General features: G+C 46.4%; 14 protein-coding genes. 10 read left to right on the top strand and 4 right to left on the bottom strand.

Annotated elements, in window-relative coordinates:
- Positions 1-63 precede the first annotated feature (63 nt).
- Positions 64-792, bottom strand: coding sequence for a lipoyl(octanoyl) transferase LipB (gene lipB / locus C943_RS20200; protein WP_008631652.1), 729 nt, complete (start codon positions 790-792; stop codon positions 64-66).
- Positions 793-894: 102 nt separating this feature from the next.
- Between lipB and C943_RS20195 the strand changes: the two genes are divergently transcribed.
- Complete coding sequence (locus tag C943_RS20195; protein ID WP_008631650.1) at positions 895-1,251, top strand: YraN family protein; 357 nt, start codon at positions 895-897, stop codon at positions 1,249-1,251.
- Positions 1,252-1,266: 15 nt separating this feature from the next.
- Here C943_RS20195 and ade read toward each other — a convergent pair whose 3' ends face one another.
- The gene (ade, locus tag C943_RS20190) at positions 1,267-2,901 is read right to left on the bottom strand and encodes an adenine deaminase (RefSeq protein ID WP_008631647.1); all 1,635 of its coding nucleotides are present in this window, start codon (positions 2,899-2,901) and stop codon (positions 1,267-1,269) included.
- Positions 2,902-3,194: 293 nt separating this feature from the next.
- Between ade and cmk the strand changes: the two genes are divergently transcribed.
- The 9 genes from cmk to C943_RS20140 all read left to right on the top strand — a co-directional run bounded on the left by cmk (position 3,195) and on the right by C943_RS20140 (position 10,935).
- Entirely contained in the window at positions 3,195-3,875 is a 681-nt protein-coding gene (cmk, locus tag C943_RS20180; protein WP_040481554.1) for a (d)CMP kinase, read from the top strand.
- 4 nt (positions 3,876-3,879) lie between these two features.
- On the top strand, positions 3,880-4,782 hold the full coding sequence (locus C943_RS20175; RefSeq protein WP_008631641.1) for a 4-hydroxy-3-methylbut-2-enyl diphosphate reductase: 903 nt from the start codon (positions 3,880-3,882) through the stop codon (positions 4,780-4,782).
- Positions 4,783-4,911: 129 nt separating this feature from the next.
- The gene (locus C943_RS20170) at positions 4,912-6,276 is read left to right on the top strand and encodes a Na(+)-translocating NADH-quinone reductase subunit A (RefSeq protein WP_008631639.1); all 1,365 of its coding nucleotides are present in this window, start codon (positions 4,912-4,914) and stop codon (positions 6,274-6,276) included.
- Between the two features lie 2 nt (positions 6,277-6,278).
- On the top strand, positions 6,279-7,481 hold the full coding sequence (locus tag C943_RS20165) for an NADH:ubiquinone reductase (Na(+)-transporting) subunit B (RefSeq protein WP_008631638.1): 1,203 nt from the start codon (positions 6,279-6,281) through the stop codon (positions 7,479-7,481).
- Positions 7,468-8,244 carry an NADH:ubiquinone reductase (Na(+)-transporting) subunit C gene (nqrC, locus tag C943_RS20160; RefSeq protein ID WP_040481551.1) on the top strand — a complete coding sequence of 259 codons (777 nt, stop codon included), beginning with the start codon at positions 7,468-7,470 and terminating at the stop codon, positions 8,242-8,244. Before C943_RS20165 ends, nqrC begins: the two co-directional genes overlap by 14 nt.
- Before the next feature lie 26 nt (positions 8,245-8,270).
- Positions 8,271-8,951, top strand: coding sequence for an NADH:ubiquinone reductase (Na(+)-transporting) subunit D (locus tag C943_RS20155; RefSeq protein WP_008631636.1), 681 nt, complete (start codon positions 8,271-8,273; stop codon positions 8,949-8,951).
- Between the two features lie 12 nt (positions 8,952-8,963).
- Entirely contained in the window at positions 8,964-9,575 is a 612-nt protein-coding gene (nqrE, locus tag C943_RS20150; protein ID WP_008631635.1) for an NADH:ubiquinone reductase (Na(+)-transporting) subunit E, read from the top strand.
- Between the two features lie 131 nt (positions 9,576-9,706).
- Positions 9,707-10,264, top strand: coding sequence for a DUF502 domain-containing protein (locus tag C943_RS20145; protein WP_008631634.1), 558 nt, complete (start codon positions 9,707-9,709; stop codon positions 10,262-10,264).
- A gap of 47 nt (positions 10,265-10,311) precedes the next feature.
- Positions 10,312-10,935 (top strand): 3-keto-disaccharide hydrolase, encoded by a 624-nt coding sequence (locus tag C943_RS20140; RefSeq protein WP_008631629.1) that lies wholly within the window; start codon positions 10,312-10,314, stop codon positions 10,933-10,935.
- Here C943_RS20140 and selD read toward each other — a convergent pair.
- Together selD and mnmH are read right to left on the bottom strand one after the other, a co-directional pair.
- A complete protein-coding gene (selD, locus tag C943_RS20135; protein WP_008631626.1) occupies positions 10,932-11,972 on the bottom strand; it encodes a selenide, water dikinase SelD in 1,041 nt (346 codons plus the stop codon). The two genes, C943_RS20140 and selD, sit on opposite strands and share 4 nt — an antisense overlap.
- The gene (gene mnmH, locus C943_RS20130) at positions 11,948-13,003 is read right to left on the bottom strand and encodes a tRNA 2-selenouridine(34) synthase MnmH (protein WP_008631623.1); all 1,056 of its coding nucleotides are present in this window, start codon (positions 13,001-13,003) and stop codon (positions 11,948-11,950) included. Before mnmH ends, selD begins: the two co-directional genes overlap by 25 nt.
- Between the last annotated feature and the right edge of the window lie 63 nt (positions 13,004-13,066).

Below are 13,066 nucleotides of genomic sequence, written 5' to 3'. Positions count from 1 at the left end.
GAGACTTCGTGAAAAAAGGCGGATTTTGTTCAACTGTAGACATTACATCCGTCATTTGAAATTTCAAGGCTTTGGTGATTCAATCTCCATTCCGAACAACGCAGCAAGGTGTCTTTTGACTTTTCCCTTGACTTCGTCCTCGTCGATTTTCTTGCCCAGTTCCAGGTGCATGGAGGTCACTGCCTTGTCGGGAATGCCGCAGGGGACGATGTTGTTGAAATAGGCGATATCGGCATTGACATTGAATGCAAAGCCATGCATCGTCACCCATCGGCTGGATTTGACACCCATGGCGCATATCTTCCTTGGGTTCTTCTGCGCAACATGGTCCAACCATACACCTGTCAAACCCTCAATTCGGCCTGCCTCTATGCCGTACTCGGCCAATGTCAGGATTATCGCCTCTTCGAGCAGACGTAGGTATTTGTGGATATCTGTAAAGAAATTTTCCAAATCCAAAATAGGATAGCCGACTAGCTGCCCGGGACCGTGGTAGGTGATATCCCCACCGCGGTTGATTTTATAAAATGTGGCATTTTTCTCCTCCAATCCTTTTTCGTCCAACAATAGATGGGAGAGTTCCCCGCTCTTCCCAAGTGTATAGACGTGCGGATGTGTGACAAAAAGCAGGAAATTTTCGGTCGCCTTTTGTTCCGTTGGTGACAAACTCCGGTTTTGGATCTTGGTCGCGACGGTTTTTGCAAAAAGCGCTTCCTGAAAATCCCAGGTTTCCTTGTAGTCTTTTTGACCTAAGTCTATAAATTTTACTTTTTTATTGATAACTTGATTCACAGTTATAAAGTAATGCCATTTGGAAACGCCCGAAATCCCTGATTGGTTCTTTTGGGCGAGACTGAATGGGGTATTTGAAGCTCAAAAGTAACCAAAATAACCATGGCGGAACACAACCAAATCGGTAAGGAAACGGAACAAATGGCCAAGGAATGGCTGACTTCAAAGGGTTACGAATTTCTCGATGAAAATTACCGGCACGGGCATGCCGAGATTGACTTGGTGTTCAGATTCCGCGGTCTGTTGGTTTTTGTGGAGGTGAAGTTCCGCAGCGGCACGGGATTTGGGTATGCGGAGGAGTTTGTCGACGCGACCAAAAGAAAGCTATTGGTCAAGGCTGCCGACCACTATATCCATGAAAAAGACTGGCACAAGGATATCCGATTTGATATCGTCGGTGTCTACAAAGACCGAAACGGCAATGTGAACTTCAGGCATTTTGAGGATGCGTTTTATTAAGGAGGGGTGCAGCACTTATTCAGCAAAAACATCCACAAACCTAAAATTCTTCCCATCAAAAAGGCCCTTATCGCTCAGTTTGAGTTCAGGAATCACCAGCAAGGCCATAAAGCTGAGCGTCATAAATGGCGATTGGAGCCTAGAACCGAGGCTTTTGGCAAATTTGTCCAAAGCGGTGTACTTCCCGGCTACCTCATAGCCATCCCAGTCGGACATAATTCCTCCGACGGGCAGGGGCAAGACCATTTCCTTTTCCCCGTTTACCGCAGAGATACCGCCTTTTGTCGCCACCAGAAGATTTACAGCCCTACAGATCGATTCGTCGTCGACGCCCACCACGATGATATTGTGCGAATCATGTCCGACCGAGGAAGCAATCGCACCGGATTTCAGCCCAAAGTTGGTGATAAATGCGAGGGCAGGAATGGAATTCTCGTAGCGGTTGACGACGGCGATTTTGAGGATGTCTCGGTCTGGCTCACTGACTGCAAGGCCATCAAGTACCTTGACCTCCGTCATTTTCTCTGGCGTAACCAATTGCCCGTCCAAGGCTTCAATGACTCTGATTTTGGATCCTTTTGCCCTGATCTGAAAATCTGTGGGTTTCTTTTTTTCCAGGTGGAAATTGTTGATTGCCGAGACGGGGACCGATTTGATCAGGCTGATGCCGTTTTCGGCGACAAGCTGACCTTTGATGTAGGCTTGGAGCACTTTGAATTGCTCAAGGTTTTCGACAAGGATGAAGTCGGCCGGATCGTTGACACGCAGTTGGCCGACTTTGAGTCCATAATGCCATATCGGGGTGAGACAAGTGGCAGTCAGGATATCAAATAAATCTTTTCCTTTCGCCACGGCCCTTGCCGCCAGTTGATTGATGTGTCCCAAAGCCAGGTTGTCCGGGTGCTTGTCGTCCGAGCAAAACATCAGGAATTCGGCATATTGATCCATCAAGTCGATCAGCGCCTCGAAGTTTTTTGCAGCCGACCCTTCCCGGATGATGATCTTCATGCCCAGTTTGATTTTCCCCAAGGCTTCCTCATAGGTAAAGCATTCGTGGTCGGTGGTGATGCCAGCCGAAATATATTTCGTAGCCAAATCCCCCATCAGTCCCGGCGCATGTCCATCAATAGGTTTGCCGTGTTTTTGGGCAATGCGGATCTTTTCCATCACTTCGGGGTCACGGTTGACGGTTCCCGGCCAGTTCATCATTTCCGCCAGGTAGCAGATTTCTTCCCTGCCCAACAAATCATCGATGTCGTTTGCGGTGATTTCCGCCCCGGCAGTCTCAAACGGCGTGGCAGGGACGCAGGATGGCGCTCCAAAGTAAAAGTGGAAGGGGACCTGTTTTCCATTTTCGATCATGAATTCCACACCTTCCATCCCGCAGACATTGGCGATCTCGTGGGGGTCTGAGACCGTTGCGACTGTGCCATGTACGACGGCGAGCCTTGCAAATTCGGAAGGGACCAACATCGACGACTCGACATGGACGTGGGCATCGATAAATCCGGGCATTACAAAAGGAAGACTTTTGTCATCAGCAATAGGTTCAATCGCACGGATGGAGCCGTTTTCCACCTTGATTTCTGCGGCATAAATCCTGCGATTGGGAATATCGACGAGCTGTCCTTGGAGGCTGAAGGTTTGCATGATGTTGGGTATTTGTACGAAGGCTACTGAAAATGCAGGCCTATGGGACAAAATTGGCTTCAGGTAAAACTACCACATCTTCGTCAAAAGCCAGAGGATTTGATTCTATTTACGCTTTTTTCTATAGCTGCTTTCGACATTTTGCTTGATGAAACAAAAATTCGGCACCGACTTTTTGGCGCTTGGATCTGATATACTGCGGTTCGTTTCTAATTTTCCGAATACACTTCCAGTATCCCCTTTTATCCCTATATTTGCCCGAAATTTTGGATTTGTAAGGTCCCCACTATTCAATGCAAAAAATTGTGGTTGCGATTGACGGATACTCGGGTTGCGGTAAAAGCTCCACTGCCAAGGCAGTTGCCAAAATGCTGGGCTATACCTATATAGACTCCGGGGCGATGTATCGCGCAGCGACCCTTCATTTTTTGAACAACCACGTTTCCCTGGAAAATCCCAAGGAAGTATCTAAGTATCTCTCAAACCTTGAGATTTCATTTCATCCCAATCCCGATAATGGCAAACAAGAGACTTATCTCAATGGCATTAACGTGGAGGACGAAATCAGATCCATGCGCGTCTCGGAAAAGGTAAGCGAAGTCAGTAAGATCAAGGAAGTCCGAACCGAACTTGTGGCTCAGCAGCAGCGTATGGGAAAAAAAAAGGCCGTCGTCATGGATGGCAGGGATATCGGGACGGTGGTCTTCCCAGATGCACAGCTAAAGGTGTTCATGACTGCCGATTTGCAGATTCGTGCCGAACGCAGGCAGAGGGAGCTCTTGGAAAAGGGCGAAATGGTCGATTTGGAAAGCATCATCGAGAATCTCTCAGAGCGTGACCGCATCGATACCACGAGGGCCGAAAGTCCACTGAGAAAGGCAGAAGATGCCCTCGAGCTCGATACCAGTTTTCTCGAATTTGGGGAGCAAGTAGAAAGGATAGCACAATGGGCCAAGACAAAAATTGGCGACTAAATATATGGAAGTAACCATCGATAAAAATTCAGGCTACTGTTTTGGGGTGGAGTTTGCCATCAAAATGGCCGAGGATGAAATGGAAGTCTCAGACAAACTGTACTGTCTGGGTGACATCGTCCACAATGATATGGAGGTAAAACGGCTCACCGATAAGGGTCTTGTCGTGATAGACCGCGACCAACTCCAGGAATTGAGCGACTGCAAGGTCCTCATCCGTGCGCATGGCGAGCCACCGGAAACCTACCGCATGGCCATTGAAAATAATATCGAGCTGATCGATGCTTCTTGTCCGGTAGTGTTGAAACTTCAGCATCGCGTCAAGACCGCATTTGACAAGATGGAGCGCGAAGATGGCCAAATAGTCATTTACGGGAAAAAAGGGCATGCAGAAGTCATCGGATTGACGGGACAGACGCTCGAAAAAGCAATTGTCGTGATGGAAGACAAGGATCTCGACCTGATCGATTATTCCAAGCCTGTGACGCTTTTCAGCCAGACTACAAAAAGCACCAAAGGTTTTTATGCCTTGAAGGATAAAATAGAGGAGCGCATCAGGGCTGCCAAGGGCGAATTGAACGAGATAGACTTTAGCGCCAACGATTCGATTTGTCGGCAAGTCTCAAACCGAGAACCCCAGCTTCAGCGATTCTCCCAGGAAAATGACGTGGTGATTTTCGTCTCTGGAAAAAAGAGTTCCAATGGAAAAGCCCTCTTCCAAGTCTGTCTGAGCGAAAATCCCCGCAGTTACTTTGTGGAAAACGAAACAGAAATCGATCCATCCTGGTTTACTCCGCAGGACAAAGTAGGCATCTGCGGCGCCACATCCACTCCCATGTGGTTGATGGAACAGGTGATGAGGCACATCATGTCCATAGGCGAGAGCTTTGTTTTGGAGGAAAAGTAGAAAATCAGAGAGCTGATGCATTTCCGGGCGGTTTCCGTCCAACAAATAATGCAATTCTAAGCTTCCATTCAATGAGTATTTTATTAGATTTGAGGCGTTTTTCAAAAGACCATACAGTTAAAAAATCATATGTCTAAAACAATAAAGCTTAAGAAGGGATTCGATATTAAGCTGGTAGGTAAGGCCGAAAAAAAGCTGATATCCATGTCCCCGGCAAAAACTTTTGCCCTGAAGCCGACCGATTTTCTTGGCATGCAGCGTCCAAAAGTTACTGTCAGTGAGGGAGATACAGTCAAAGCTGGTACCCCTATCCTGATGGATAAAGCCCTGGACAAAGTGCAATACGTTGCGCCGGTTTCTGGTGAGGTCATTGAAATCAAGAGGGGCGACAAAAGGAAATTGTTGGAGATCAAAATCCTCGCCGACAGCTCGGTTGATTTTGAAGTTTTCGAGAAGTTCACCGACTCAGCGCTGAAATCCCTTTCCAAGGTTCAAGCGATCGACCACATGTGTAAAGGAGGTGTGTGGCCACAAATCATCCAAAGGCCCTATGGTATCGTTGCCAACCCCGACGAAACACCCAAATCCATTTTCGTATCATGCTTTGATACACATCCTTTGGCGCCCGATTATGGATTCACGCTACAGGGTGAAGGTAAATACTTCCAAGCAGGTATCGATGTCCTCAAGAAACTCACCACCGGTAAAGTCCACGTCAATATCAATGGCGAGGGAGAAGTTGCCAGCGTATTTTCAAACTTGAGTGGTGTAGAAGTGAACAAAATTTCCGGGCCGCACCCCGCTGGAAACGTAGGCACTCAGATCCACCATCTTGACCCTATCAATAAAGGTGACTTGGTTTGGACAGTAAGTCCTTACGGGGTTGTTCAGATCGGCAAACTCTTTTTGGAAGGAAAATATGATGCATCCCGCATCATTGCGGTCACTGGTTCTGAGGCCAAAACCACTGGGTATGTAAAAACATACATTGGCTGCAATGTTGAAACCTTTGTGTCTGGAAACGCCAAGCAAGAACATGTCAGAGTGATTTCTGGAAATGTTCTGACTGGTGAAAAAATTGACAATAAAGGATATTTGGGATTCTATGCCAGCCAAATCACCTTGATTCCTGAAGGAGAATATGAGGAGTTTCTGGGGTGGCTGAAACCAAGCACTACCAAACTTAGCTTCCATAAGGCGCTTGGTTTGTTTTCTTTCCTCAACAGAAACAAGGAATACGTGGTTGATACGAATACACATGGAGAAGAACGTCCATTTGTTGTGACCGGAGCCTTTGAACAAGTAATGCCTATGGATATCCTGCCGACATATCTCTTCAAGGCCATCGTAGCGGAGGATTTTGACGAAATGGAGGAATTGGGCTTGTACGAGTTGGTGGAAGAGGATGTCGCACTTTGCGAGTTCATCGATCCTTCCAAAAACGAGCTGCAGAAAATGCTAAGAAACGGAATTGAATTATTAATGTATAGTTAAGTATGAAGGCGTTACAAAATCTCTTCGATAGTCTAAAGCCAAACTTTGAAAAGGGAGGCAAATGGGAAAAGTTCTATACCCTTTACGAAGGCCATAGGACAATCGCCTTTGCACCTGATTTGGTAACCGGTACCAAAGGCACCCAAATCAAGGATGCGGTTGACCTGAAAAGGGTCATGATCACCGTGGTCATTGCAATGGTCCCGACCTTGTTGTTTGGAATCCTGAACGTCGGTCATCAGCATTTTCTTGCCGTCGGTGAAGAAGCAACATGGCTTGACAAAGCTTTGATAGGGGCACTTGCGGTACTTCCAGTTTTGATCGTATCTTATGCGGTTGGTCTCTTGACGGAATTTACCTTCTGTGTTATCCGAAACCACCCCATTAGTGAAGGTTACTTGGTGACGGGGATGTTGATCGCATTGGTCATGCCTCCCACCATTCCACTCTGGCAGGTTGCTTTGGCAACCATTTTTGCGGTAGTGATCGGAAAGGAGGTTTTTGGAGGTACGGGAATGAATATCCTCAACGTCGCCATGACCGCTAGGGCATTTCTATATTTCGCTTATCCGGCGCAGATTTCTGGAGACCAGGTATGGACCTATCTTGGTGACAAGACTCCGGTGGATGGTTTTTCTGGAGCGACGGCATTGTCGGTAGTGTATGATGCGGGCGTGACAGGAACACAGGCTACCCAAGCATTGTCCCAACATAACTCTGTCCTCGGTGAGGGAATATACAGCTTCTACAATATGTTTATGGGCTGGATTCCGGGATCTATCGGTGAAACATCAACATTGATGGCATTGATCGGTGCGGCGATTTTGATCGGAACCGGCGTAGCTAGCTGGAAAATCATCGCAAGTGGCTTTGCAGGCGCCTATGCAATGGGTCTTTTGATGAACTTGCTTGCAGTAAATGAATACATGGCTTTACCACCACAATATCACTGGGTGATGGGAGGCTTGGCGTTTGGTGTGGTGTTTATGGCTACTGACCCAGTCTCAGCAGCACAGACAGAAACTGGAAAATGGATTTATGGATTCTTGATTGGTGTATTGACCATCATCATCCGTGTTTCCAACCCGGCATATCCTGAAGGCATCATGTTGGCGGTATTGCTGATGAACGTCTTCGCACCATTGATCGATTATTATGTAGTAAAAGCAAATAAGAAAAGGAGGCTACAACGTGCAACAGTCTAACGCATATATCATCACATTTTCGATAATCCTGACCGTTATCTTAGGATTATTGTTGTCTGGGACTTCCCAAGTGTTGGGTCCTTTGCAGAGAAAGGCAGAGGAGCTTGATACTAGAAAGCAAATTCTGGGTGCGGTCGTTGATGGCGAGACCCTTAGGAAAATGAAGGCGAACGAGGTGTTGGAATATTATCAGAATAGGATATCTTCCATCGTAGTCGACATTGAAGGAAACAAAATCGAAACTGCTCCTGATGGCAGCCCAATGGTTGCTGAAAAAGTGAACGTAGGCAAGAATTACAAAATGCCAGCTGAGAAGCGTGTTTTCCCTGTTTTCATTTACCATGCAGAAGGAAACCCTGATGCCGTCGAATCCTATATTTTGCCCGTTTATGGTGCAGGCCTTTGGGATGAGATTTGGGGGTACGTTGCTTTGAAGACCGATTTGAATACCATCGCCGGTGTGACTTTTGCCCACAAAGGTGAAACTCCAGGCTTGGGTGCAAGAATCACAAGTTCCGATGTTCAGGCCCGCTACCAAGGCAAAGAGATTTTCGATGAAACCGGTACGCTCCAGGCAGTAGCCATGCAAAAAGGAGAAGGCAAGGACTACGACGCCGATAAGCACAAAGTCGACGGGATGTCCGGTGCCACCATCACAGCAAATGGTGTGAACAACATGGTGAAGAACTATCTGCAATACTACAGTGCATTTTTGGAGAAGACCAAATCTGCCAAATCCTCTGATGTAGTAGCTTTAAATTAATTTGAACCATTCAATCCTTCTAGATAATGAGTACAGAAACTACAATAGCAGAAGTAAAAAAGCCCGCAGAGGCGCTTCTGTCAAAGAGGAGAAAAAAACTGGTTACTGACCCTTTGGTTGATAGTAACCCCATCACGATCCAAGTTTTGGGAATCTGTTCGGCCCTTGCGGTGACTACACAGATGCAGCCAACTTTGATCATGGCCATCTCTGTTATCTTCGTGGTTGCCATGTCCAACTTCGTGATCTCTGTCATGAGGAATACGATCCCCACAAGGGTGAGGATCATTGTGCAGTTGGCTGTTGTTGCGACTTTGGTAACAGTGGTGAGTGAGATTCTGAAAGCTTTTGCCTATGACATGTACAAGGAACTTTCGGTCTTCATCGGTCTGATTATTACCAACTGTATAGTAATGGGTCGATTGGAAGCATTCGCACTTGGCAATAAACCTTATGACTCCGTGTTGGATGGATTAGGATCAGCCTTGGGCTATTCTTGGATCATTTTGGCAGTAGCATTCTTTAGGGAGTTATTTGGATCTGGCAGCGTATTTGGCTTGCCGATTTATGACAGCATCGCAGGTCTTTTTGGTGAAAATTTCAGCCTCGCGACAAATGGTCTCATGGTGACTCCCGTCGGTGCATTTATCATCTTGGGACTGATCATTTGGGTACAGCGTACCAAAACAGGTTATGTTGAACATTAATCCGATAACGACATGGAATTAATTAGCTTAGGAGTAAGATCCATCTTTATTGACAATATGATTTTTGCTTACTTTTTGGGAATGTGCTCGTTCTTGGCAGTTTCCAAAAAAGTGAGTACAGCGCTTGGACTTGGTGCTGCGGTTATCTTCGTGTTGACCGTAACCGTTCCGATCAACTGGCTTTTGAATGAGTTGGTTTTGAAGGAAGGTGCGCTTTCTTGGGCAGGTGCTTCGTTTGCGACACTTGACCTTTCGTTCCTCAGATTTATCATGTTCATTGCCATCATCGCGGCAATTGTACAATTGGTGGAAATGATCGTGGAGAAATTTGCGCCTGCGCTCTATGGAGCATTGGGTATTTTCCTTCCTTTGATTGCTGTAAACTGTGCGATCTTAGGAGGCGCTTTGTTCATGGCGCAAAGGGATTATACCTTGGCTGAAGCCACGGTTTATGGATTCGGATCCGGAACCGGCTTCTTCTTGGCGATTGTTGCTTTGGCTGCTATCCGCGAGAAGATGAAGTATTCCAACGTACCTAACGGCTTGAAAGGTCTTGGCATCACGATGCTGCTTACAGGACTGATGGGCATCGCCTTCATGTCCTTCATGGGTATCGATTTGTAAAAGAAACAATATTCGCTGAAGAGCCCCGGTTGATAATCGGGGCTTTTTCTTTTTCAAGTGGTTGGAAGATTTTATTTCGGCAAACAGGATATGGTCAATATTCTTTATTTTTAATTCGGGAAAATTGGGCTATGGCATTTACATACAGAAGGATCATCACGTATTTCTTTCGGGGCTTATTGTTTGTGGTTCCGATCGCGCTGACGGTCTATGTGATCGTCCTTACGCTTCAGTTTTTGGATGGGATCTTGCCAATCCCATTCCCGGGATTGGGGATTTTGATCATCCTGGCATCCATCACTTTCGTAGGTTTTTTGGCAAGTATTTTCATTACCAAACCGCTGTTTGAAATTTTCGAAAAGTGGGTTTTCAAGATTCCACTGATCAACATTCTATATACCAGTATCAAAGACTTGATGTCGGCTTTTGTGGGGGACAAAAAGAAATTCAACACCCCAGCAATCATCAAAATTTCTTCAGATGTTTCAAGATTGGGCTTCGTGACGCAGGAAGATCTTTCTGTATTGGAAGAACCTGGAATGGTAGCGATCTATTTGCCGCACAGCTATAATTTCTCAGGAAATCTGTTTCTAGTTCCCCGGGAAAACGTGCGCATCTTGAAAAACGTGAAGAGTACCGAAGTCATGAAATTCATCGTATCAGGCGGTGTTTCCCAGCTGCATCATTGATGCCTGCTTGAAATTTGAATAAAAAATGAACCTCAAATAACCAAACTATGAAAAAAACTTTGCTTGTTTTTTCCCTAATGCTTTTGGGAATGAATCTCTTTGCGCAGTCGGATTGGATAACATTGTTTAACGGGAAGAATTTCGACGGATGGAAAATCGCTGAAAACCCCTCATCCTTCAGCATTGAGGATGGATTGATAAAGATCGACGGCCCAAGGGCACATGCCTTCTATGTCGGTCCAGTCAATAATGGGGAGTTCAAAAATTTTGAATTGATGGTCGAATTGAAAACCATGCCCAAAGCCAATTCGGGTATCTTTTTCCATACGGCCTATCAAGAAACTGGCTGGCCCAATAAGGGCTACGAAGTCCAGGTCAATCAGACCCATAGTGATTGGAGGAAATCAGGAAGCCTGTATTCATTCAGCGATGTCCGCGAGGTGCATGTCAAGGATGGAGAATGGTACACGACACACATTATCGTGAGGGGTGACCATGTTGTGATCAAAATCAACGGTAAAACTGTCACTGATTACACAGAATCCAAGGACAATAACCGCCCAGCAAACGCGGGCGAGAAAAAATTTGATAAGGGTACTTTTGCAATCCAAGCCCATGATCCGGAGAGCGTGATCTATTACAAAAGTATCAAGGTCAAAGTGCTTGACTAGACCACTTTGACCACTTTGGCTGATTGGGCGATAAACTCCCCGATCAGCCAAGCTTTTTGTCGGTGCTTTTCGAGGAATGACTCAAATGCTTTTTGGGATTTTGGGTCCACGGCGACCATCAGCCCTCCGTTGGTCTGCGGATCGCAGAATTTGACCAGTTCCATACCGTTGATTCCTTCCGTCTTTCCGCTGTACGCATTCCAGTTTCGGTAGGTATTGTCGGGAAAGATAAATTGTGAAATGTAATCGCTTACCCCATCGATCAGCGGAAGACTGCTGCCTTGGATCACTGCGCTGAGTCCCGCGCCTTCCGACATTTCTACCAAATGCCCCAACAACCCAAATCCTGTCACATCGGTCATCGCATGGATATATTCCAATTGCCCAAACTCCGAGCCGATGGAATTGATCTGCGTGGCAAAATGGATCATTTTGACATAGTCATCCTGGTTGATTTTGTCACGTTTCAAAGCAGTAGCCAATACGCCGATTCCCAAGGGCTTGGTGATATAGATCAAATCACCCTCCTTTGATCCCTTGTTTGTCTTTATGCTTTTGGGATGGATGATCCCATTTACCGAAAGTCCAAAAATCGGATCTTTTGCCGCGATGCTGTGTCCGCCCGCAAGGGGAATTCCAGCTTCTTGGCAAATCGCTCGACCCCCTTCCAAGACCTCAGCTGCCAGCATTGGATCAATTTTCTCGACTGGCCAACTCAGGATGGCGTTGGCAAAAAGGGGCTTTCCTCCCATGGCGTACACATCCGACAATGCATTTGCGGCAGCGATCCTGCCAAAATCGTAGGGGTCATCCACGATTGGGGTAAAAAAGTCAACGGTGTTGATCATCGCGATTGTCTCGCTAATCTGGTAGACTGCGGCATCGTCTTTGGTAGAGTTTCCAACCAAAAGATTCGGGTCCTCCAAGTCCACGGATTTTCTGTTTCCAAGAATACTGTCCAAGACTGCCGGGGCGATCTTGCATCCGCAGCCAGAACCTTCACTGAATTGTGTTAATCGGATAGTTGGGGTTTCCATTGATTGATGTTGTTTTTGATCTCCAATAGCCGGCGAACTGCGTTTTCACCTTCGGTATCGCCCAATTCAAGCGGGAATACTTGCGCCCGTTGGTGCTTGGTGAGTTCGAATTCATAAGCCTTGTCATAATAAATCAACAAATTGGCAATCCAGGAGTCATGCCGCTTCGCCTTGATATCTTCTATAGCCTCGGATGTCCTTTTTCCACCCAATTTTTTTTGGAGTCTTTTCACCGCTTCAATCAGGTCTTTTTCGGGTAAAAGACCATATTCATTGGAAATATGGGCGATCCTTTCCGACTCCGATTTGGTGATTTCGATCAGCGGAGAGGTGATGATATTGTTATAGAACTCCTCAGATAGGACTACTTTTCCAATTCTCCGGCTTTCATTTTCTATCCAGATTTTCGCCGAAATCGGGAATTTGAGAAGCTCTTCGGCAAGCAGATTCTCGAAATGCTCTATACTCGGTTGGGGTGCTTGGCCGATGCCACCGAAAGAAGATCCTTTGTGGTTGGCGATTTTTTCCAAGTCAATGACTGGTTCGCCGGCTGCTTTTAATGCTTGAAGCAAAACGGTTTTACCGACGCCGGTTTTTCCCCCCAACACGATGAAATTCCTTTCCTTCCTGACGGCCTCATAGGTCAGTGTGCGGTAGGTTTTGTACCCTCCCTTCAGCCGTAGGATTTCAAATCCCGCCATGCGTAGTAGCCAGGACATGATCTCACTCCGCATGCCTCCCCGCCAACAGTAGGTCATTATTTTCTTATCTGGAAAAAGCCTGAAAGCATCCTGGATGATGGAATGAAACCTTGGCCCGACGAGCTCGAAACCCTTGACCACCGCCTCCTGACTTCCTCGCTGCTTGTAGATCGTTCCTACAATTTTTCTTTCTTCATTGTTGAGGATTGGTAGATTGATGGATCCGGGAATATGTCCTTGTGCGAATTCCCCCTCACTCCGGGCATCCAAGATCGGAATACTTCCCCGTAATTGAAGGAATTGCTCGAGCTCAATCAAGGTTTCTTTCATAGATTTATTCTACCCACAAATAAAAATAGCCACAAAGAACGAATCTCTGTGGCTATTACTGTG

Source organism: Mariniradius saccharolyticus AK6, from assembly GCF_000330725.2.
GTDB lineage: Bacteria > Bacteroidota > Bacteroidia > Cytophagales > Cyclobacteriaceae > Mariniradius > Mariniradius saccharolyticus.
This window is presented reverse-complemented; position numbering and strand designations above follow the sequence as displayed.

What these genes read in the sequence shown, in the direction of transcription:
- C943_RS20140 (WP_008631629.1), top strand. Translation starts at nt 10,312, where the DNA reads ATGAAAAAAACTTTGCTTGTTTTTTCCCTAATGCTTTTGGGAATGAAT.
- C943_RS20145 (WP_008631634.1), top strand. Translation starts at nt 9,707, where the DNA reads ATGGCATTTACATACAGAAGGATCATCACGTATTTCTTTCGGGGCTTA.
- nqrE (WP_008631635.1), top strand. Translation starts at nt 8,964, where the DNA reads ATGGAATTAATTAGCTTAGGAGTAAGATCCATCTTTATTGACAATATG.
- selD (WP_008631626.1), bottom strand. Translation starts at nt 11,972, where the DNA reads ATGGAAACCCCAACTATCCGATTAACACAATTCAGTGAAGGTTCTGGC.
- C943_RS20195 (WP_008631650.1), top strand. Translation starts at nt 895, where the DNA reads ATGGCGGAACACAACCAAATCGGTAAGGAAACGGAACAAATGGCCAAG.
- C943_RS20170 (WP_008631639.1), top strand. Translation starts at nt 4,912, where the DNA reads ATGTCTAAAACAATAAAGCTTAAGAAGGGATTCGATATTAAGCTGGTA.
- C943_RS20175 (WP_008631641.1), top strand. Translation starts at nt 3,880, where the DNA reads ATGGAAGTAACCATCGATAAAAATTCAGGCTACTGTTTTGGGGTGGAG.
- cmk (WP_040481554.1), top strand. Translation starts at nt 3,195, where the DNA reads ATGCAAAAAATTGTGGTTGCGATTGACGGATACTCGGGTTGCGGTAAA.
- C943_RS20165 (WP_008631638.1), top strand. Translation starts at nt 6,279, where the DNA reads ATGAAGGCGTTACAAAATCTCTTCGATAGTCTAAAGCCAAACTTTGAA.
- ade (WP_008631647.1), bottom strand. Translation starts at nt 2,901, where the DNA reads ATGCAAACCTTCAGCCTCCAAGGACAGCTCGTCGATATTCCCAATCGC.
- mnmH (WP_008631623.1), bottom strand. Translation starts at nt 13,003, where the DNA reads ATGAAAGAAACCTTGATTGAGCTCGAGCAATTCCTTCAATTACGGGGA.
- C943_RS20155 (WP_008631636.1), top strand. Translation starts at nt 8,271, where the DNA reads ATGAGTACAGAAACTACAATAGCAGAAGTAAAAAAGCCCGCAGAGGCG.